This window comes from Mesorhizobium sp. CNPSo 4670 (assembly GCF_057784235.1).
Genome location: NZ_JBWJFQ010000009.1, coordinates 14,159 through 31,863, shown reverse-complemented (window position 1 = coordinate 31,863; position 17,705 = coordinate 14,159). Strand labels below are relative to the sequence as shown.

Annotated in this window: 21 protein-coding genes; 12 read left to right on the top strand and 9 right to left on the bottom strand. The window is 63.2% G+C overall.

The window, feature by feature from the left end:
- Positions 1–26: 26 nt before the first annotated feature.
- Complete coding sequence (locus tag AC0ZT5_RS16525) at positions 27–707, bottom strand: ceramidase domain-containing protein (protein WP_488497291.1); 681 nt, start codon at positions 705–707, stop codon at positions 27–29.
- Between the two features lie 175 nt (positions 708–882).
- Between AC0ZT5_RS16525 and AC0ZT5_RS16520 the strand changes: the two genes are divergently transcribed.
- Positions 883–1,668: a DUF1223 domain-containing protein gene (locus tag AC0ZT5_RS16520; RefSeq protein ID WP_477284393.1), complete on the top strand. Its 786-nt coding sequence runs from the start codon at positions 883–885 to the stop codon at positions 1,666–1,668.
- A gap of 740 nt (positions 1,669–2,408) precedes the next feature.
- A complete protein-coding gene (locus AC0ZT5_RS16515) occupies positions 2,409–2,795 on the top strand; it encodes a DUF2794 domain-containing protein (protein ID WP_477284391.1) in 387 nt (128 codons plus the stop codon).
- Positions 2,796–2,799: 4 nt separating this feature from the next.
- On the opposite strand, the gene AC0ZT5_RS16510 is transcribed toward AC0ZT5_RS16515, so the two are convergent.
- The 4 genes from AC0ZT5_RS16510 to AC0ZT5_RS16495 form a co-directional block, all read right to left on the bottom strand.
- Positions 2,800–3,369, bottom strand: coding sequence for a GNAT family N-acetyltransferase (locus tag AC0ZT5_RS16510; protein ID WP_488497290.1), 570 nt, complete (start codon positions 3,367–3,369; stop codon positions 2,800–2,802).
- A gap of 110 nt (positions 3,370–3,479) precedes the next feature.
- Positions 3,480–4,259: a Bax inhibitor-1/YccA family protein gene (locus tag AC0ZT5_RS16505; protein ID WP_095083988.1), complete on the bottom strand. Its 780-nt coding sequence runs from the start codon at positions 4,257–4,259 to the stop codon at positions 3,480–3,482.
- Between the two features lie 283 nt (positions 4,260–4,542).
- A complete protein-coding gene (locus AC0ZT5_RS16500) occupies positions 4,543–7,092 on the bottom strand; it encodes an ABC transporter permease (protein ID WP_488497454.1) in 2,550 nt (849 codons plus the stop codon).
- Entirely contained in the window at positions 7,092–7,787 is a 696-nt protein-coding gene (locus AC0ZT5_RS16495) for an ABC transporter ATP-binding protein (protein WP_488497289.1), read from the bottom strand. The genes AC0ZT5_RS16500 and AC0ZT5_RS16495 overlap by 1 nt, the downstream gene beginning before the upstream one ends.
- An 85-nt stretch (positions 7,788–7,872) precedes the next feature.
- On the opposite strand from AC0ZT5_RS16495, the gene AC0ZT5_RS16490 reads away from it, so the two are divergent.
- Both AC0ZT5_RS16490 and thpR read left to right on the top strand, forming a co-directional pair.
- On the top strand, positions 7,873–8,517 hold the full coding sequence (locus AC0ZT5_RS16490; RefSeq protein WP_488497288.1) for an arylesterase: 645 nt from the start codon (positions 7,873–7,875) through the stop codon (positions 8,515–8,517).
- A gap of 125 nt (positions 8,518–8,642) precedes the next feature.
- On the top strand, positions 8,643–9,239 hold the full coding sequence (gene thpR, locus AC0ZT5_RS16485) for an RNA 2',3'-cyclic phosphodiesterase (RefSeq protein ID WP_095083984.1): 597 nt from the start codon (positions 8,643–8,645) through the stop codon (positions 9,237–9,239).
- On the opposite strand, the gene AC0ZT5_RS16480 is transcribed toward thpR, so the two are convergent.
- Positions 9,143–9,661 carry a low molecular weight protein-tyrosine-phosphatase gene (locus AC0ZT5_RS16480; RefSeq protein ID WP_488497287.1) on the bottom strand — a complete coding sequence of 173 codons (519 nt, stop codon included), beginning with the start codon at positions 9,659–9,661 and terminating at the stop codon, positions 9,143–9,145. The genes thpR and AC0ZT5_RS16480 overlap by 97 nt on opposite strands.
- 51 nt (positions 9,662–9,712) lie before the next feature.
- Here AC0ZT5_RS16480 and AC0ZT5_RS16475 point away from each other — a divergent pair, with 51 nt between their 5' ends.
- The 3 genes from AC0ZT5_RS16475 (at position 9,713) to AC0ZT5_RS16465 (ending at position 11,267) form a co-directional block, all read left to right on the top strand.
- Positions 9,713–10,009, top strand: a complete 297-nt coding sequence (locus tag AC0ZT5_RS16475; protein ID WP_457152048.1) for a 4a-hydroxytetrahydrobiopterin dehydratase — start codon at positions 9,713–9,715, stop codon at positions 10,007–10,009.
- A 116-nt stretch (positions 10,010–10,125) separates the two neighbouring features.
- Complete coding sequence (locus AC0ZT5_RS16470; RefSeq protein WP_488497453.1) at positions 10,126–10,488, top strand: YkvA family protein; 363 nt, start codon at positions 10,126–10,128, stop codon at positions 10,486–10,488.
- A gap of 275 nt (positions 10,489–10,763) precedes the next feature.
- A complete protein-coding gene (locus AC0ZT5_RS16465) occupies positions 10,764–11,267 on the top strand; it encodes an invasion associated locus B family protein (RefSeq protein ID WP_457152049.1) in 504 nt (167 codons plus the stop codon).
- Positions 11,268–11,386: 119 nt separating this feature from the next.
- Here AC0ZT5_RS16465 and AC0ZT5_RS16460 read toward each other — a convergent pair whose 3' ends face one another.
- Positions 11,387–11,686 carry a hypothetical protein gene (locus AC0ZT5_RS16460; protein ID WP_488497286.1) on the bottom strand — a complete coding sequence of 100 codons (300 nt, stop codon included), beginning with the start codon at positions 11,684–11,686 and terminating at the stop codon, positions 11,387–11,389.
- A 271-nt stretch (positions 11,687–11,957) separates the two neighbouring features.
- Here AC0ZT5_RS16460 and rlmN point away from each other — a divergent pair, with 271 nt between their 5' ends.
- The 3 genes from rlmN to AC0ZT5_RS16445 all read left to right on the top strand — a co-directional run bounded on the left by rlmN (position 11,958) and on the right by AC0ZT5_RS16445 (position 14,121).
- The gene (gene rlmN, locus AC0ZT5_RS16455) at positions 11,958–13,193 is read left to right on the top strand and encodes a dual-specificity RNA methyltransferase RlmN (RefSeq protein ID WP_184872636.1); all 1,236 of its coding nucleotides are present in this window, start codon (positions 11,958–11,960) and stop codon (positions 13,191–13,193) included.
- A 62-nt stretch (positions 13,194–13,255) separates the two neighbouring features.
- On the top strand, positions 13,256–13,639 hold the full coding sequence (locus tag AC0ZT5_RS16450; protein ID WP_488497285.1) for a hypothetical protein: 384 nt from the start codon (positions 13,256–13,258) through the stop codon (positions 13,637–13,639).
- Positions 13,636–14,121, top strand: coding sequence for a hypothetical protein (locus AC0ZT5_RS16445; protein WP_488497284.1), 486 nt, complete (start codon positions 13,636–13,638; stop codon positions 14,119–14,121). The genes AC0ZT5_RS16450 and AC0ZT5_RS16445 overlap by 4 nt, the downstream gene beginning before the upstream one ends.
- Here the strand turns inward: AC0ZT5_RS16445 and AC0ZT5_RS16440 are convergent.
- Positions 14,093–14,734 (bottom strand): LysE family translocator, encoded by a 642-nt coding sequence (locus tag AC0ZT5_RS16440; RefSeq protein WP_477284371.1) that lies wholly within the window; start codon positions 14,732–14,734, stop codon positions 14,093–14,095. The genes AC0ZT5_RS16445 and AC0ZT5_RS16440 overlap by 29 nt on opposite strands.
- 200 nt (positions 14,735–14,934) lie before the next feature.
- Here AC0ZT5_RS16440 and AC0ZT5_RS16435 point away from each other — a divergent pair, with 200 nt between their 5' ends.
- Together AC0ZT5_RS16435 and AC0ZT5_RS16430 are read left to right on the top strand one after the other, a co-directional pair.
- Positions 14,935–16,158: an argininosuccinate synthase gene (locus AC0ZT5_RS16435; protein WP_488497283.1), complete on the top strand. Its 1,224-nt coding sequence runs from the start codon at positions 14,935–14,937 to the stop codon at positions 16,156–16,158.
- 8 nt (positions 16,159–16,166) lie between these two features.
- A complete protein-coding gene (locus tag AC0ZT5_RS16430) occupies positions 16,167–16,745 on the top strand; it encodes a hypothetical protein (RefSeq protein WP_488497282.1) in 579 nt (192 codons plus the stop codon).
- A 59-nt stretch (positions 16,746–16,804) separates the two neighbouring features.
- Here the strand turns inward: AC0ZT5_RS16430 and AC0ZT5_RS16425 are convergent, their stop codons facing one another.
- Positions 16,805–17,602 carry a lytic murein transglycosylase gene (locus AC0ZT5_RS16425; protein ID WP_488497281.1) on the bottom strand — a complete coding sequence of 266 codons (798 nt, stop codon included), beginning with the start codon at positions 17,600–17,602 and terminating at the stop codon, positions 16,805–16,807.
- Positions 17,603–17,705: the final 103 nt, after the last annotated feature.

Sequence of the window (17,705 nt, the reverse complement as noted above, 5' to 3'; positions counted from 1 at the left end):
GGGGAAGTAATCTCCGCAGCTTCGCCCTACTCCTTTACTGCCCTAATTTTCGGCGCACCGAAGCGCGCCGCTGCGGCCAGCAGCACGCCGAGCATCAGTCCGTTGAGGATGTGCCAGAGGAAATGCGTGCCGAGCGGGAAGCCGGCGCAGACCAGCGGGTCGACCATCCGGCAGATGACGGACACGACGAAGATCGCCGATCCCGCCAGATTGTACCAGCCGGCGCGATTGCCGCTGGCCGCCACCAGTATGCCGAAGAAGGCGAGCGCCAGGAACGGCGGCAGGTAGCCCGTCGTGCCGTTCGAGGCCTGGCGAAGCCAGTCCGGCACCGCCAGCGTCAGCAGCCCGGCAACCACGTAAAAGGCGACGAAGATGGCGATCGCCTTGCCCCATTGCATGCCGAGGAAGCGGCGCAGGTTGAACAGCGTATAGGCCAGCGTAAAGCCGGCGATCGGCAGCACATCGGCCCAGACCGTGCCCCTGGTGGCGAAGGTGTGGAAGATCGTCGAGCCCATGCCGATCGCCACCACCCACCAGGCCAGCACCTCGGCGAAGGTGCCGGTGCGCAGCCTTCGCACTTCGCGCACGCCCCACAGGCCGGCGGCGATGAAGGCAAGGTTTGTCAGGGCGTTGACCGGCTCGGACCAGAGTTCCGGCCCGGTTCGCTCGCAATAGAGATCGATCGGCGCCGAAAGAGTTTGCCACATCGTGATTGCCGCCCGAATCGGTTTCTACCCTGAACTGCGAGCCCTTCTCCTATTGCGCCGCTGCGGTCGGTTGCAACGGCAAAAATTTCACCGCAACGTGACTTCCCGTTGACTTCCGCTTCTGCCACATATTCCAGCAACGACAATAAAGCCGGCGCCACCGGCGGGAATCGGAATGACCATGGCCTCGCGAAAGACATTGTGGCTGGCGGCCCTTGCGCTGGCCTTCTCAGCGGTTGCCGGCACCGGCCAAACCGCCGAGCCCGGCAAGACGCAGGCCGACAAACCTCAGATAGATAGGCCGTTGGGCGTGGTCGAACTGTTCACTAGCCAGGGCTGCAATTCCTGTCCGCCGGCCGATGCGTTGTTCGCCGAGCTGGCCGCCAAGGAAGACATCGTCGCGCTCGCCTACCATGTCGATTACTGGGATTATCTCGGCTGGCAGGACACGCTGAGCCGCAAGGAGAACACCGAGCGGCAAAATGACTATATGCGCGCCTTCGGCAGCCGCTCCGTCTACACGCCGCAGGCCGTGATAAACGGCCGCGTCCATGTCAACGGCGCCAGCCGCGTCGATGTCGATGGCGCGCTGGCGCGGATGGCCAAGAGCGGCCAGGGCATGCGGGTCGCCGTCAAGGTCAGCCGGACCAGCGACCGCGTGATGATCGACGCCGGCGATGCAGGAAACGGTCCCAGCGATGCCCATGTCGTCATCGTCTATTTCGACCCGCCGCAGACGGTCAAGATCGGCCAGGGTGAGAACACCGGCCGCAAGCTGACCTACTGGAACGCGGTCTCGGGCATCCAGACCGCCGGCATGTGGCACGGCAAGGCGCAGCGCTACGAATTGCCGATGAGCGAGATCTCCAAGAAGGGCGGCTGCGCCGTGCTGCTGCAGTCGGTCGGCAGGGATGGCCTGCCCGGCCCCATTCTGGGCGCTGCCTTCATTCACAAGCCTTGAAGCTTTCACATCTCGATTGACGCGTTCCGTTTCGCCGATAGCGAGACGATCGTCATTTCGTCATCCTGAGGCAGGGCAGGGGCAAGGCAACGATGCGCTGACGCCACAGCTTTACAGGACCTTGATGTCGGCGGGACAGCACCCCCCTCTGGCCTGCCGGCCACATCTCCCCCGCAAGGAGGGAGATTGGCAGCTTTGTCATGTTCGCCATCTTGTTCGACCATTGGAGATTGGCGAAAGCAGAAGTGAAATCCGATCTCCCCCTTGCGGGGGAGATGTCCGGCAGGACAGAGGGGGTGGGAAGGATCGCTTAGAAAAACGATCGTGCTCTGCCTCGCCGCATTGCCCCGCGCTCCGCCCCGAAAACAAAAAACCGACGTCAGCTTGCTTCTGACGTCGGTCATTTAGGTTTTGGGATCGTCGCACCCGATCCTTCCGAAGAAAGACCGAGGTTGGTTCGATCCGACGCAGACCCGTGGGCGGGGGGCTTGGGGTTTACGAGCCGGTGCCGGACCGAACCGTCTCAGGCAACGCGGGTAAACTCGTCGGACATTGGGGCATGAGCGCGGATAAAAAATGGCGAGAATGTGGCGAAGCATCACCAATTCCAACAAGGCGTTTCATAAAAGTGACTGGACGTTGCAGAAACAGCGCGCCTCCGCCCTGCTTCGCCGGTCTTGCAATTCAGCTGCGAACGCGCCAACTTTGGTTGGCAAAGATTCATTTTGAAGGATCGAGGCATGACTGACGACAGCGGCGGGACGGGGGATGGTGACGCATCCGCAATATTGATCCCGCTGCACGAGGCGCGACCTGAGCGCCTCGATCAGCCGGTGCGGTTCGACCGGCGTGAACTGGATCAGATCCTGAGGCTCTACGGCCGCATGGTGGCCGCCAACGAATGGCGCGACTACGCCATCGATCATCTCACCGACCGGGCGGTGTTTTCTGTGTTCCGCCGCACCAGCGAAGTGCCGCTGTTCCAGATCGTCAAGGACCCGAAACTGGCACGCAAGCAGGGCGCCTTTGCCGTCATTGCCGCCGGCGGCCGCATCCTCAAGCGCGGCCAGGAGCTCGGCCGCGTACTTGGCATCTTCGACAGCAAGCTGAAGCTCGTCGAGGCCTAACCGCTTATTTTTGCTGGCGGAATTTTTGCTCCGGCAGCGAATCGGGATCGGGTGGAGCGAGCGCCCCGCCGTTCAGCGGGAGCTGCATGAACACCGTGTCCAGCCAGCGCCCGTGCTTGTAGCCGGAGCCTTCGAGGCGTCCCGAATGGCGAAAGCCGAGCTTTTCGTGGAGTCGCACCGAGGCGCTGTCCGGCCGCCCGTCGCCGATCACCGCGATGACCTGACGGAAGCCCGCCGCCCGGCAGGACTCGATCAGGCTTTGCATGAGCAACAGCCCGACCCCCTGGCCCTTGGCCTCAGGCGCCACATAGACCGAATCCTCGACGATGAAGCGGTAGGCCGGGCGCGGCCGGAAGGCGCCGGCATAGGCATAGCCGAGCACGGCGCCGTCCTTTTCTGCCACCAGATAGGGAAAGCCGCCAGCCATCAAAGTGTCGAATCGCTCGCCCATCTCGGCGCGGCTGGGCGGCTCCAGCTCATAACTCGCTGTGCCCTGGCTGACCGCGTCGGCATAGATTTCCGTGATCCGGTCGAGGTCAGCCGCCGTTGCGGGCCGCATGATGATACTGCTCATTATTTATGCATGCCGTTATTCTGCCGCAATAACAGCAAAACCCGACACAAAAGAAAAGGGCGGCCGTTGGGCCGCCCTCTGGAACTCAATGGTCCAAGCGTCGCTGCTAACTAGCGGCGGTCGCCCATGAACTGCAGCAGGAACATGAACAGGTTGATGAAGTCGAGGTAGAGCGTCAGCGCGCCCATGATCGCCTTGCGGCCGGCGACATCCGAAGCGTCGCCCTCGAAATACATCTCCTTGATCTTCTGCGTGTCATAGGCGGTCAGGCCCGAGAAGATCAGCACGCCAAGCGCCGAGACGGCGAAGGAAAGCGCCGACGAGTGCAGGAAGATGTTGATCACCGACGCGATGATGATGCCGAACACGCCCATGATCAGGAACGAGCCGAAGGCGGTCAGGTCACGCTTGGTGGTGTAGCCGTAGAGCGACAGCGCGCCGAAGGCCGCGGCGGTCGCGAAGAAGGTCTGCGAAATGCTGGCCGTGGTGTAGACCAGGAAAATCGAAGATAGCGACAGACCGACGAGGCCGGCATAGACCCAGAACGTCGTCTGCGCCGCCGAAACGCTCATCGACTGGACGCGGAACGACAGGAACAGCACCGCGGCCAGAGGCGCCAGCATCACCACCCAGCGCAGCGGCGAGCCGAAGATCGCGTAGCCGAAGGAGGTCAGCATCTCGCCGCTTGGCAGCGTTGCGACAGCCGAGGCCGGATCGGTAGTGGTGGCCAGCATGATCGTGCCGACGGCGGCAAGACCGGTGATGAGGAGGCCAAGCCCCATCAGATTGTAGACCTTGATCATATAGGCGCGCAGGCCCTGATCGATGCCTGCATCAACGCCGGCGCCGGGCACGGCGCGCGTCTGATAGTTGCGAATGGGTTCAGCCATGGGAGTCCTCTATTGCTTCTGCCCCGTCGGGTGTCGGGTCCACCGGACCCAGGCGCCGCTGGCGGGGCTCCAGCATGCCTGTGGCGAAATATGATGGTTATTCGCGTCAAGAACAAGACCGTAACCGGGTGTAATGCTTCGTGAGACGTACACGATCCGTGTTTTCCGGCCTTTGGCGGCGCAACATTACTCCGATTTAACCAAATCTGGGTCCCCGCCGCCGAAATTCAAAGCAATTCCAAAGCATGCAGCGGTTTGCGTCGGACTTGCGTCCGGAGAATAATCAGAGGTTGCGCAGTACCGGCGCGGCCTTGTGGCCGAGCACCCGCCAGGTGCCGGCGAGACCGATGCCGACCGTGATGACGAGCGAAAACAAAATGGTCGCCACCGCCACCTCGGGCATGAAATGGGATGGCAATGTCATGATGCGCGCGACGACGAACCAGGCGGCCGCAGCACCTGCCGCCAAGGCGAAGATTGCGGTGGCGAGCCCGATCAGCATGTATTCGAGCGAGAAGGCGGCAATCAGCGTCGTGCGTGTCGCGCCCAGCGTCTTCAGCACAACCGCGTCATGGATGCGCGCCCGGTTGCCGGCGGCAAGTGCGCCGGCCAGCACCAGCACCGAAGCGATCAGCGCCACGCCGGCGGCTGCCCGGATTGCCGTACCGAGCTGCCCGACCAGCCGGTTGACGACGTCGAGCGCATCCTTGACCCGGACCGTGGTCACCGCCGGGAAGGCGCGGGTGACGGCATTGAGGATACGCGCATCGTCGGCCGTCGAGGCGGTCTTTTCGGTCAGCGTCGCCATCCAGCCATGCGGCGCCCCTGCGAATGTGTTGGGCGAGAACACCATGACGAAATTGATGCCCATCGTCTCCCATTCGACCTGGCGGAAATTGGCGATCTTCGCCGTCACGTTGCGCCCGAGCACATTGACGGTAATGGTATCCCCAAGCTTCAGCCCGATCTCCTTGCCTTCCACGGCCGAGAACGAGACCAGCGGCTCGCCGGCATAATTGTCCGGCCACCAGCTGCCCTCGGTCAGCGTCGCGTTGTCCGGCTGTTTGGCTTCATAGGTCAGGCCACGATCGCCTTTCAGCACCCAGGCGCCTTCCGCCGGCACCTTGACCTTGTCGACATCGACGCCGTTGAGCGCCATCACCCGGCCGCGCAGCATCGGCACCTTGGCCAGCATCCCCTGCGGCGCCTGCTTGCCGATCAGCGCGGAAAAGGCATCGACATCGCTGCTCTGGATGTCGACGAAGAAGAAGTTCGGCGCCCGCTCCGGCAGGCTGCTGGAGATCTGCTGCCGCAGGTTGCCGTCGATCAGCGCCAGCGTCACCAGCAGTGTCAGGCCGAGCCCCAGCGACAGCACCACCGATGGCGTCAAGGCGCCGGGCCGGTGGATGTTGCCGACAGCGAGCCGCAGCGCCACGAAGCGCACGCGCGGGCTCTTCCTAGCCGCCCACTGCACCAGGGCGCCGACCAGGCGCAGCACCAGGAAAGCGAAGATGGTGGCGCCGACGAAGATCGAGGCGATGCGGCGGTCTCCCGAAAACAGGATGGCCAGCGCCGCCAGCAGGAGCGCGATGCCGACAGCCGCCGCAACATAGGCAGGGCGCGGAAAGCCGCGGCCTTCGAGCCCCATCTCGCGAAACAGCGCGGTCGCCGGCACATCGCGTGCGCGGCCGAGCGGCAGCAGCGCGAAGGCCAGCGTCACCAAAAGGCCGAACAGCGCCGCCGTGCCGAGCGCGCCGGGATAGAAACCGCCTTCCGCCGGCACCGGAATGACCTGGTGGAGGGCGGCACCGGCCGCGAACGGCATCAGCGCCCCGAGCACGAGACCAAGCACGATGCCAAGGGCAGCGATGATCAGGATCTGCACCAGATAGACGGCAAAGACGAAGCCCCCCGAAGCGCCCAGGCTCTTGAAGGTGGCGATAACCCCGCGCTTGCCGTCGAGATAGGCGCGCACCGCATTGGCGACGCCGCCGCCGCCGACCACCAGCGCCGTCAGCCCGACCAGCGTCAGAAACTGCGAGAAGCGTTCGATGTTGGACGATAGCGCCGGCGCCGCATTGCTGCGCGTGCGGATCGACCAGCCGGCCTGCGGAAAATCCGTGGCCGCCTGATCCTGGATGGCCTTGAGCCGCGCATCATCGGCATCGGCGGGCAGCCTGATCTTGTAGGCGTTTTCGACCAGGCTGCCCGGCTGGATCAGCCCGGTGGCCGCCAGCCCTTCGGTCGAGATCATCAGCCGCGGAGCAAAGCCGAAACCGTCGGACACCGCATCCGGTTCGGTGACCAGCCTGGCGCGCAGTTCGAAGGTGGCGGTGCCGAGCTTCAGCCGGTCGCCGATCTGCAGATGCAGCCGCTCGAACAACAGATCGGGTGCGGCGGCGCCGAAAACGCCGAACTCTTCGCCGAACAATTCCTGCTTCGACAGCGCCGGCTCGGTTTCAAGCGCGCCATAGAGCGGATAGGCATGGTCGACCGCCTTGGCCTCGACCAGTGCCTGGTCGGTTCCGTCGGCGAGACGCGCCATCGAACGCATGCTGGCGGTGCGCGAAACGATCCCCAGCCCGTCAAGGAATCCACGCTCGGCCTGGCTGGCGTCGCGCTGGTTGATCTGGAAGCGGAGATCGCCGCCAAGCAGCGTCTGGCCCTGATTGGCGACACCGGCGGAGATCGAACGCGCCACCGAGTTGACGCCGCCGATGGCCGCGACGCCGAGCGCGATGCAGGCAAGGAAGATCAGGAAGCCGGACAGGCCGCCGCGCATTTCTCGCAGCGAGAAGCGGACCGCAAGTTTCAGCGTCCGCGACAACGGTATCAAGCCGTCACCTTGACGGGTGCCGGCGCCTCGATCCGGCCCGACCGCATCGAAACCTGGCGCGAGCAGCGTGCCGCCAATGCCGGATCGTGGGTGACCAGCACCAGCGTCATGCCGCGCTCGGCCGCCTTGGCAAACAAGAGGTCGGCGACCTGCCGCCCTGTCGCCTGGTCGAGATTGCCGGTCGGCTCGTCGGCAATGAGAATGCGCGGCGACGGCGCCAGCGCCCGGGCGATCGCCACGCGTTGCTGCTCGCCGCCCGACAATTCGCCGGGATAGTGGGTGACGCGATCGCTCAGGCCCACGGCCGCAAGTTCGCGCGCCGCGACAGAAAACGGATCGGCATGGCCGGCGAGTTCCAGCGGCACCGCGACATTTTCGAGCGACGTCATGTTGGGAATGAGATGAAAGGACTGGAACACGATGCCAATGTTTCGGCCACGAAACGAGGCAATCTGGTCCTCGGTTTTGCCATTGAGCAGCACGCCGGCGATTCGGACCGTACCCGAATCGACTTTTTCAAGGCCTGCCAGCACCATGAGCAATGTCGACTTGCCCGAGCCCGAAGGGCCGACGATGCCGGTCGCCTCGCCAGCCGCCACATCGAGGCTGACACCCTTCAGCACATGCACGGACGACGCCCCTTCGCCAAGTGTCAGCGATACGTCTTTCAGCGCGATGACGGCTTCTGTCAAAATGAAAGCGTCCTATATCAAGGGATGAAGGCTCTGCTTGCCGGATGCCGTCGGAAGAATTCCTTGGTCATATGGGGCCTGCCGCATGTCTTTCAAACGCCTGATTGCCGCAGGCTTCATCCTTTTCCTCGCCATTTCCGGCGCCAGTTCGTCGGCGCGTGCGGAGCCGTTCAAGATCGTCGGCTTCGGTGACAGCCTGATGGCGGGCTTTGGCCTTGGGCCGGACCAGGGTTTTACCGAAAAACTGCAGACCGCCCTTCGCGCCGCGGGTCACGACGTGACGGTCGCCAATGCCGGCGTCTCCGGCGACACGACGAGCGGCGGCCTGGCGCGGCTCGACTGGTCGGTGCCCGACGGCACGCAGCTGGTCATCCTCGAACTCGGCGCCAACGACATGCTGCGCGGCGTCTCGCCCGACATCGCCAGAAGGAACCTGGATGAGATGATGGGCAAGCTCAAGGACCGCAGGATTGCCGTACTGCTGGCCGGCATGCGCGCCGCGCCCAATCTCGGCGCCGACTACCAGAACGCCTTCGACGCCATCTTTCCCGACCTTGCCAAGAAATACGACGTTGCGCTCTATCCGTTCTTTCTCGACGGCGTCGCCGGTCAGCCCGGCATGCAACTCGAGGACGGCCTGCATCCGAGCCCTCAGGGCGTCGACCAGATGGTCGAACGCATCTTGCCGACGGTTGAAAAGGCGATCGCGGCGGCGCCGGGAGGTTCGTGAGATCGGACTAATTGCTTCCGTTGGGGAAACTTTTAACAAAGCCTGTGACCAACAAACCTCTTGCTCCGTTTGATTTTCGATGATTCGCTAGGGCTAATATTCGATTCGAGGAAGGGAGGCTCTTCATGCCGCGTCTTTTCACCGCCCTCGAAATACCGCGTGACGCCGCCCTTTCGCTGTCCCTGCTGCGGGGCGGCCTGCCCGGGGCCCGTTGGATCGACGTCGAAAACTATCATCTGACGCTACGCTTCATCGGCGATGTACCGGGTCATGTCGCCGACGAGATCGCCAACGCACTCGACCGCGTCCACCGCCCCTCCTTCCCGCTGACCCTGTCCGGCGTCGGCGCTTTCGGCCAGAAGAAGCCGCACGCGGTGTGGGCGGGTGCCTCCGCCTCGCCCGATCTTGCCGCCCTTCAGGGCGAAATCGACCGCATCTGCCAGCGGCTCGGCATTCCCGCGGATCCGCGCAAGTTCATGCCGCATGTGACGCTGGCGCGCCTGCGCAATTCCACCCCGCTCGACGTCGCCCAGTATCTCTCGGCACGTGGCAATTTCTCGACATTGCCGTTCCGCATCGGCCGTTTCGTGCTGATGTCGTCGCGCGATTCGGTCGGCGGCGGCCCCTACATCGTCGAGGAAGCCTGGCCGCTTTCGGGCAAGGACGCCCGTGCTTCGAGCCTTGTCGCCAGCGCCTCCGACGCCTCGCGGATCATGCGGTAGACCGACGTGAAGGCTTCCGCCCCGTCGTAATAGGGGTCCGGCACGTCGCCCACATGGCCCTTGGCGAACTCCAGGAACAGGTGCACCCGGCCGTGCATGGCCGGCGGCGCCAGCGTTTTCAGGTCACGAACGTTTGACCGGTCCATGCCGAGGATCAGGTCGAAGCGGTGAAAATCCTCCGGCGTGACCTTGCGCGCCCTCTGCCGGGAAATGTCGATGCCGTGACGCACCGCAACCGCGATCGAGCGTGGATCGGGAGGTGAGCCGACCTCCCAGCCGCTGGTTGCGGCTGAATCGAGCAGCATATCCCGGCCCGATTCACGCTCTGCCAACACGGCTCGAACAACGCCCTCAGCCAGCGGCGACCGGCAGATGTTGCCGAGACAGACGAAGAGAATGGAATTTATGGGCTTCGCGCTCATCGATCCAACGCTATGGTGACGACTTCAGTCGAAATAGCATGGGAAGCTGACATGACGAGAGAGAAACTGGGCCGGGAAGCCGCTGAAGCCGCGTTGACCGGTCTCGACGGCTGGGCGCTGGCCGCCGATGGCGCCTCGATCAAGCGCACATTCACCTTCGCGAATTTCTCCGAAGCCTTCGCCTTCATGACCCGCGTGGCACTGGCCGCCGAGAAGATGGACCATCATCCCGACTGGTCGAATGTCTACAAGACCGTCGACGTGACGCTGAACACCCACGATGCCGGTGGCGTGACCGCGCTCGATATTGATCTGGCGAAGAAGATGAACCGCTTTTTCGGTGGCTGAACGCGCAGCGGTTGCCAAATCGGCGCCGGCATCTTGCAGCTTGGGTCGGGTTTCACCACATTTTCGCTCGCGAGGCATGCGCTGGAATGCGCATGGACGCTCGCAAGGAGAAACTGATGGCGCAACAATCCGGTTTTGACTTCTTCGGCTTTGGCGGCAAGCTGGGCGACGAGAACGAAGTGCGCGAGAAATTCTGGCGCACGGCGAAGAAAGCCGCGCGGCAGATCCCCTTCATGGAAGAGGTCGTGGCCGCCTACTACTGCGCCATGGACAAGAACACGCCGCTGCGCGCCAAGGGCGTTCTGCTGGCCGCGCTCGGCTATTTCGTGCTGCCGGTGGACGTCATCCCCGACTTCGTCCTCGGGCTTGGCTTCACCGACGACATCGCCGTGCTCACCGCCGCGATCACCGCGGTCAGCGCCCACATCACGCCGGCGCACCGGCAGGCCGCCAAGGACGCTATCGCCGACAAGGGCTGAGCAGGCCGGCGCCCGCGCAAATGCCTTTGGAGCCTGCGTTTGGCGGCAAAGCAAAAAGTCAAACTCTTGCCGCTTTCGTGGCCTCCAAGTCGCGAAAGGGACGTCGCGCCACCCGCTCGCAAGGCGGCGGCGCGGGAATGGCGGCGGTTTCCTCGGGTGCGGGTCCTTTTCTCAAAGGAAATTCACCGTTTGGTAACCCAGATTAAATCAAAATGAAGCGACGGGCAGGACGCCAAGCCGGCCTGCCGCCGCACCTTTGGAATACGGGAAAAACGATGCGCGGATTGATTGCTACAGTTTCGAGCCTGGTCCTGGTGGCCGTGGCAGCGCCGGCACTAGCGCAGTCGGCGACCAAGATCGGCCAGCACAATGCCTGGGGCACCTACAGCTACCAGGCATCGGGCGGCAAGGTCTGCTATGTCCTGACCGTGCCGACCGACAAGCAGCCGCCGACGCTCGACCATGGCGACATGTTCTTCTTCGTCAGCCAGCGGCCCGGCCAGCAAGTGTCCTACGAGCCGCAATTCATCGCCGGCTACACCTTCCAGGAAGGCTCCAAGGCCACCGTCACCATCGACAAGAAGTCGTTCTCGATGTTCACGCGGGGTAAGTCGGCCTGGGTCGAGAACGCCGCCGAGGAACCGGTGCTGATCGCCGCCATGAAGACCGGCACCGACATGAAGGTGACGGCTAAGTCCGGCCGCGGCAATCCCACCTCCTATGTCTTCTCGCTGAAAGGCATTTCGGCCGCGCTGTCCTCGATCGCCAAGTGCAAGTAGGCAAAAAGGGCAGATAGGCAAAGCTTAGTTTTGCCAAAGCGTCGTTTTGCACGACAGGCCGGGCCGCAAAGCCCGGCCTTTTGCTTTTTCAGGCCGGCTTGTGTGCCGGCGGTTCAGTCTCACATGGCCATTTTTTCACATTCGGCTTGAGCCTTCTTGGTCGACGTATCGATCATGAAGGCTTTGCCCTTGGCGTCGGTCATCATCATCATGCAGTGCTTGATCGGCTTGGCCATCTTCATCATCTCGGCGCCCATCTTTGCATCCGGCATCATGGTGCCCATATGCCCGTCCGGCATGATCGCCATCACTTCTCCACCCTTCATCATGGTCATTGTGCCCATCGCGTCTTCGGCAAATGCCTGCGAGGCGGAAAGGCCGACGAGGCCGGCAACGACGGCAAGCTTGATAGAGTTCATTCTGCATACTCCCATTTTGTAGAGGCATAGTTGCCCCCTTCAGACTTCGAAGGCGCGACGGGAATCGTTACGCAAACACGATCATGTGATCGGTTCTTTTGCAGCGGGAAGATGGGGCAAGGCCGGCGGATGATCGAAACGGGCTGTCAGCCAGCGTGCATCGGGTTGCATTCTCGCTGCATGACTCCGGCCCCAACCTGTGCTATGCGCCGCGCTTCATGTCCGGCACGATAAGTGAAATCGGCCGCAAACCGCTTATATCAGTGCAACCATGACCCTTTCATTCGATCTCACCGCCGATGGCGCCCGTGATGCATTGCGCGCCCGCGCCGCACAGCCGGAAAAGCAGTCGCTGATCGGCTTGACGCGGGCCGAGCTCGGCGAGGCCCTAGTGGCGTCCGGCGCCGTGCCGGAGCGCCAGGCGAAGATGCGCGCCCAGCAACTCTGGCACTGGATGTATGTGCGCGGCGTTTCCGACTTTGCCGGCATGTTCAACATCTCCAAGGATTTGCGCGCCGAACTCGACAAGCATTTTACCGTTGCCAGGCCGGAGATCGTCGAGGAGCAGATTTCGTCCGACGGCACCCGCAAATGGCTGTTCCGCTTTCCGCCGCGCGGCGCCGGCCGGCCGGTCGAGATCGAAACCGTCTATATCCCCGAGGAAGGCCGCGGCACGCTCTGCATCTCCTCGCAGGTCGGCTGCACGCTGACCTGCTCGTTCTGCCATACCGGCACCCAGAAGCTGGTGCGCAATCTGACGGCGGAGGAGATCCTCGCCCAGCTGCTCACCGCCCGCGACCGGCTCGGCGACTTTCCCGATCGCGATACGCCGGACGGCGCCATCGTGCCGGCCGAGGGCCGCAAAGTGTCCAACATCGTCATGATGGGCATGGGCGAACCGCTCTACAATTTCGAAGCGGTGAAGAAGGCGCTGCTGATCGCCTCCGACGGCGACGGCCTGTCGTTGTCGAAGCGCCGCATCACGCTCTCGACCTCCGGCGTCGTGCCCGAAATCTTCCGCACCGGCGAGGAGATCGGCGTCATGCTGGCGATCTCGCTGCACGCCACCAATGACGACCTGCGCGACCTGTTGGTGCCGATCAACAAGAAGTACCCGCTCAAGGAGCTGATCGCCGCCTGCCGCGCCTATCCCGGCCTGTCCAACGCCAAGCGCATCACCTTCGAATATGTGATGCTGAAGGACGTCAACGATTCCATCGAGGACGCCAAGGGGCTGATCAAGCTGCTCAAGGGCATTCCGGCCAAGATCAATTTGATCCCGTTCAACCCGTGGCCGGGCACCAACTACCAGTGCTCGGACTGGGAGACGATCGAGAAGTTCGCCGACTACATCAACAATGCCGGCTATGCCTCGCCGATCCGCACGCCGCGCGGCCGCGACATCCTCGCCGCCTGCGGCCAGCTGAAGTCCGACTCCGAGCGCATGCGCAAGGTCGACCGGCTGGCGCTGGAAGCAATGATGATCGCGGGGCACGGCGAGGCGTGAGCCGCCGCTTCGCCTGGCTGAAGCGACTCGCCACGATAGCTGTCGGCTATCTCTTCGCCGTATTGACCTCGATCCTGGTGCCCGTCCTGCTGATCGCTCTTCTGGAAGGCATAGAAGACGGCAACTGGTCGATCATTTTCGCATTCGACTGGTTGGGCTCATTCCCGCTTGCCGTATTGACGGTGATGGTCGGCGCGCTGTTGATCGTCGGCCCGGCGATCTTTGTCGCCGAACGGCTGTCGCTTCGAGGATGGTTCTATTTTGCAGCCACGGGTGCGGTAACCTCCACCGCCTTTGGTGTTTCCATCCCGCGCTCGGCCGGAAGCTTTGTTTTCAATCCGGGCTATCTCGGTTTTCTGGCCACGGCCGGCATTGCCGCCGGTTCGGTCTACTGGCTTCTGGCCGGGCGTAAGTCCGGTCACCTCGCACGCCGGGATCTGGGATGAGCCGCCTCATTGCTTACCTCGTTCGTTTCGCTGTCATCCTGTTCGGCTATGCGGTGGCCTCGCTGGCGGCGAGCGCCTTCCTCAACATCCTGTTCCTGGCCTCGCTTGGCTACGTGCCGGAGCAAGCGCACCCGACGGCAACCGCCTCGCTGTATTTCTCAATTCCCTTCGTCGCTCTGTTCGTCGCCTATTTCGCCTTCATGCCGGCGGCGATCGTCATTCTGCTCGCCGAAATCCTCGGCCGGCGCGACTGGCTGTTCTATGCGCTGGCGGGCGCGGTGGTCGCCGGCGTTTTCCTCGGCCTGGTCGACAATGCCCGTGATTCGGCTTTCGCGGTCCGGGAGACCAGCGCCATCCTGGCGGTGATCGGCGGCGGCATGGTCGGCGGCATCTTCTACTGGCTCAGCGCCGGGCGCTGGGCCGGTAGCTGGTGGTTGAAGGATGAGAAGGCGCCTACTTCGCCTGGGCCGTCAGAATCTTGAGCGCGAAGGCGGAAAACACGCCGGCAAAGAGATAGTCGACCACCCGGGTGACGCGTGGGCTGGCCTTCATCGCCGCCGAGAATTTTTCCGCCGCCAGCACCATCGGCGCGGTCACCGGGATCGACAACACGATGAACATCGAGCCGAGGAAAAACAGTTTTCCCGGCGCGTTCGGGTCATGCGCGGAGACGAACTGCGGCAGGAAGGTCATGAAGAACAGGATGATCTTGGGGTTGAGCAGATTGACGCCGAGCCCCGCCGCCCAGCTGCGCAACAGCGAAATCTGAGGTCCCGTCTTCTTCTCCGGCGAAAACGCCGAACCCCTGGTGATCGCCTGCCAGGCAAGGAAGACGAGATAGCCGGCGCCAAAGATCTTCAGCACGAAGAAGGCCATCGGCGAGGCGACGATCAGCGCCGAGACACCGACCACCACCAGCGTGGTGTGGATCAGCGTGCCGCACAGCGCGCCGGCCATCGAGGCAAAGCCGGTGGCGCGGCCCTGGCTCAGCGTGCGCGAGACGAACAAGGTCATGTCCGGTCCGGGCGTGATCGCCAGGATCACGGTGGCGATGGCGAACTGGATCAGCGTGGCGGTGTCTGGGATGAACGACATGGACGGCCCTTTGGCTCGGGAACACGCAAGCCTATAATGAATACGAACCATCGCTGCCAGCAACTGGACGGCTGAAAGGCTGATCCAGCGCCCCGGATCGTATCCCGTTGACCCAACGGTCCTCGGCGTTCGTCTCTTGCGCAGCCCGGAAACGGCGTGATACCTCGCCCGCCGAGAACTCGTGATCGCGGAACCGCCAAATGTCAAAAGCAAAAGACGTCAAGAAAGTCGTGCTCGCCTATTCCGGCGGCCTCGACACATCGATCATCCTGAAATGGCTGCAGACCGAACTCGGCGCCGAAGTCGTCACCTTCACCGCCGATCTCGGCCAGGGCGGCGAACTCGAGCCGGCCCGCCGCAAGGCCGAGATGATGGGCATCAAGGACATCCGCGTCGTTGACGTGCGCGAGGAGTTCGTCTCCGATTTCGTCTTCCCGATGTTCCGCGCCAACGCCGTCTATGAAGGCACTTACCTGCTCGGCACCTCGATCGCTCGGCCGCTGATCTCCAAGCATCTGGTCGAGATCGCCAGGGAGACCGGCGCCGACGCGATTGCGCATGGCGCCACCGGCAAGGGCAACGACCAGGTTCGCTTCGAGCTCTCGGCTTACGCGCTGAACCCCGACATCAAGGTCATCGCGCCATGGCGCGACTGGTCGTTCAAGTCGCGCACCGACCTGATCAATTTCGCCGAGCAGCACCAGATTCCGGTGCCGAAGGACAAGAAGGGCGACGCGCCGTTCTCGGTCGACGCCAACCTTCTGCATTCGTCTTCCGAGGGCAAGGTGCTGGAAGACCCGTGGAGCGAGCCGCCGGAATTCGTCCACCAGCGTACCGTTTCGCCAATGGATGCGCCGGATAAGGTCACCGAGATCGAGATCGAATTCCTCAAGGGCGACCCGATCGCGCTCAACGGCAAGAAACTGTCGCCGGCCACGATGCTGGCAGCGCTCAACGATCTCGGCCGCGACAACGGCATCGGGCGGCTCGACCTGGTCGAGAACCGCTTCGTCGGCATGAAGTCGCGCGGCGTCTACGAGACTCCCGGCGGCACCATCCTGATATCAGCCCACCGCGCCATCGAATCGATCACGCTCGACCGTGGTGCCGCGCACCTCAAGGACGAGTTCATGCCGCGCTACGCCGAGCTGATCTACAACGGCTTCTGGTTCGCGCCCGAGCGGCTGATGCTGCAGGCGATGATCGACAAGAGCCAGGAAGACGTCGAGGGCACGGTGCGCCTCAAGCTCTACAAGGGCAACGTCATGGTCACCGGCCGCAAGTCGAAGAAGACGCTTTATTCCGATGCACTCGTCACCTTCGAGGACGACCGCGGCGCCTACGACCAGAAGGACGCCGCCGGCTTCATCCGCCTCAATGCGCTGAGGCTGCGCACCCTGGCGGCACGCAGCCGCAATAAATAAGCCGGTGCATGTCGCCCAAAAGTGTGCAGCGGTTTTGGCACAACGACACGATCAAAAACAAGGATGTGCACGGCCTCGGCAGATACCTGGCGCCGCTACTCCTTCTGGCGGCGCCGGCCATGGCCGAGGATTTCGATCCAGCCTCGCTGGACCTTACGGCGTTGATCGAGTGCCGGGCGGACGTGCCGGCCTATAACGGTTTTGCCCTGTGGCTGGCCGGCGAGCCCAGCGCCGCGGGGAAACTCGGCTGGAAGGAGGTTGCGACCGGCAACCCATTCCTCGTTCAGTATGAACTGCCGGGCAAAATTCGCGTCTTCGGGCGCGAAACGGGATCCATCGTCTTTACCGCGACCGGGCCGATGGCGGTGCTCGACGGCATTGCCGCGCCGGACCTTGCCAAGGAGTTCAATGTCACGCCGACAATCTCGACGCCGGACAAATTCCTTGGCGAGGCGGTCGTTGCCGAAACCACCGAGGACGCCGGTGGCGTGAGCCTCGCCACGCGCATCACACTCAACGTCTCGACGGTCGAGTCACACCCGGGCAAGACGCTGGCCGGCTGCTCCTACGCGCTCGACGTGAAATAAAAAGCCCGGCACATGGCCGGGCTTTCTGCAAAACGGAGATTTTTTACAGAGTCGTCTCTTCAATCGCCATCGATCGCCGTGGCGATGCGGGCGATGGCCTGTTGATAGACGCTGGCGGAATTCCAGCCGGCAATGGCGCCGATATTCGACTGCGCGCTCGCACCGGCCCGCCAGCCATGACCCTTGAGGAAGTTGGCGGTGGAAGCCAATGCAGTGGCCTTGTCGCGCAGGTTTCCGCTGCCGACGCCGTACTTCAAGACATTTCCGGGCAGGAACTGCGTGTGGCCGATCTCGCCATGTGCAGCGCCGACCGACGAGGCCGTCAACGCACCGCGATCAACCAGCTTCAGGGCCGCAATGGCATGTGGGTAAAAGAATTCCGGGCGGCGGCAATCGTAGGCAAGCGTCAAAATGGCAGAGACCGTATTCTGGTTGCCCATCGCCGAACCGAAGCCAGTCTCCATTCCCCAGATGGCGAGCAGCACGCCTGGCGACACGCCATAGTTGCTTTCGATTTTGTCGAACAGCGCCGCGTTCGACTTCTTCAGCGCACGGCCTTTGGAAATGATCGCGGCGCCGCCACGGCGCTTCATGAAATCTTCTACCGAGCCGCTGAAAGCCTTGTGAATGCCGCGGTCGACGGAGATCGTCCTTGTCGCGTAGGTCGCGCCGGCCAGAGCGGCCAGACCCTTAGGGCCTACACCTTCGGCCCTGGCTTCGGCTGCGAACTCCGGCTTCCAGGCTTCGAAGCCGGCGCCAGTCTTACCGCAGCTGGCCGCCGCCTGCGCGCCCGTCGCCAGCGCAAGCACCGCCACCACCGCGGTCACAAAAATCCTACCCTTGGCAAGTAATGCCATGCTTTTCTCTCCTGATTGCCTGAATCACGTCCCGTTTGCGAATTTGCCAGCGAAACCCGCACTTGTCACTGTCTCTGCTGCAGTGCTGGCGAATGCCGGGGAA

Coding starts and splice junctions, on each gene's coding strand:
- AC0ZT5_RS16525 (WP_488497291.1), bottom strand. CDS start 707: ATGTGGCAAACTCTTTCGGCGCCGATCGATCTCTATTGCGAGCGAACC.
- AC0ZT5_RS16520 (WP_477284393.1), top strand. CDS start 883: ATGACCATGGCCTCGCGAAAGACATTGTGGCTGGCGGCCCTTGCGCTG.
- AC0ZT5_RS16515 (WP_477284391.1), top strand. CDS start 2,409: ATGACTGACGACAGCGGCGGGACGGGGGATGGTGACGCATCCGCAATA.
- AC0ZT5_RS16510 (WP_488497290.1), bottom strand. CDS start 3,369: ATGAGCAGTATCATCATGCGGCCCGCAACGGCGGCTGACCTCGACCGG.
- AC0ZT5_RS16505 (WP_095083988.1), bottom strand. CDS start 4,259: ATGGCTGAACCCATTCGCAACTATCAGACGCGCGCCGTGCCCGGCGCC.
- AC0ZT5_RS16490 (WP_488497288.1), top strand. CDS start 7,873: ATGTCTTTCAAACGCCTGATTGCCGCAGGCTTCATCCTTTTCCTCGCC.
- thpR (WP_095083984.1), top strand. CDS start 8,643: ATGCCGCGTCTTTTCACCGCCCTCGAAATACCGCGTGACGCCGCCCTT.
- AC0ZT5_RS16480 (WP_488497287.1), bottom strand. CDS start 9,661: ATGAGCGCGAAGCCCATAAATTCCATTCTCTTCGTCTGTCTCGGCAAC.
- AC0ZT5_RS16475 (WP_457152048.1), top strand. CDS start 9,713: ATGACGAGAGAGAAACTGGGCCGGGAAGCCGCTGAAGCCGCGTTGACC.
- AC0ZT5_RS16470 (WP_488497453.1), top strand. CDS start 10,126: ATGGCGCAACAATCCGGTTTTGACTTCTTCGGCTTTGGCGGCAAGCTG.
- AC0ZT5_RS16465 (WP_457152049.1), top strand. CDS start 10,764: ATGCGCGGATTGATTGCTACAGTTTCGAGCCTGGTCCTGGTGGCCGTG.
- AC0ZT5_RS16460 (WP_488497286.1), bottom strand. CDS start 11,686: ATGAACTCTATCAAGCTTGCCGTCGTTGCCGGCCTCGTCGGCCTTTCC.
- rlmN (WP_184872636.1), top strand. CDS start 11,958: ATGACCCTTTCATTCGATCTCACCGCCGATGGCGCCCGTGATGCATTG.
- AC0ZT5_RS16445 (WP_488497284.1), top strand. CDS start 13,636: ATGAGCCGCCTCATTGCTTACCTCGTTCGTTTCGCTGTCATCCTGTTC.
- AC0ZT5_RS16440 (WP_477284371.1), bottom strand. CDS start 14,734: ATGTCGTTCATCCCAGACACCGCCACGCTGATCCAGTTCGCCATCGCC.
- AC0ZT5_RS16435 (WP_488497283.1), top strand. CDS start 14,935: ATGTCAAAAGCAAAAGACGTCAAGAAAGTCGTGCTCGCCTATTCCGGC.
- AC0ZT5_RS16430 (WP_488497282.1), top strand. CDS start 16,167: ATGTCGCCCAAAAGTGTGCAGCGGTTTTGGCACAACGACACGATCAAA.
- AC0ZT5_RS16425 (WP_488497281.1), bottom strand. CDS start 17,602: ATGGCATTACTTGCCAAGGGTAGGATTTTTGTGACCGCGGTGGTGGCG.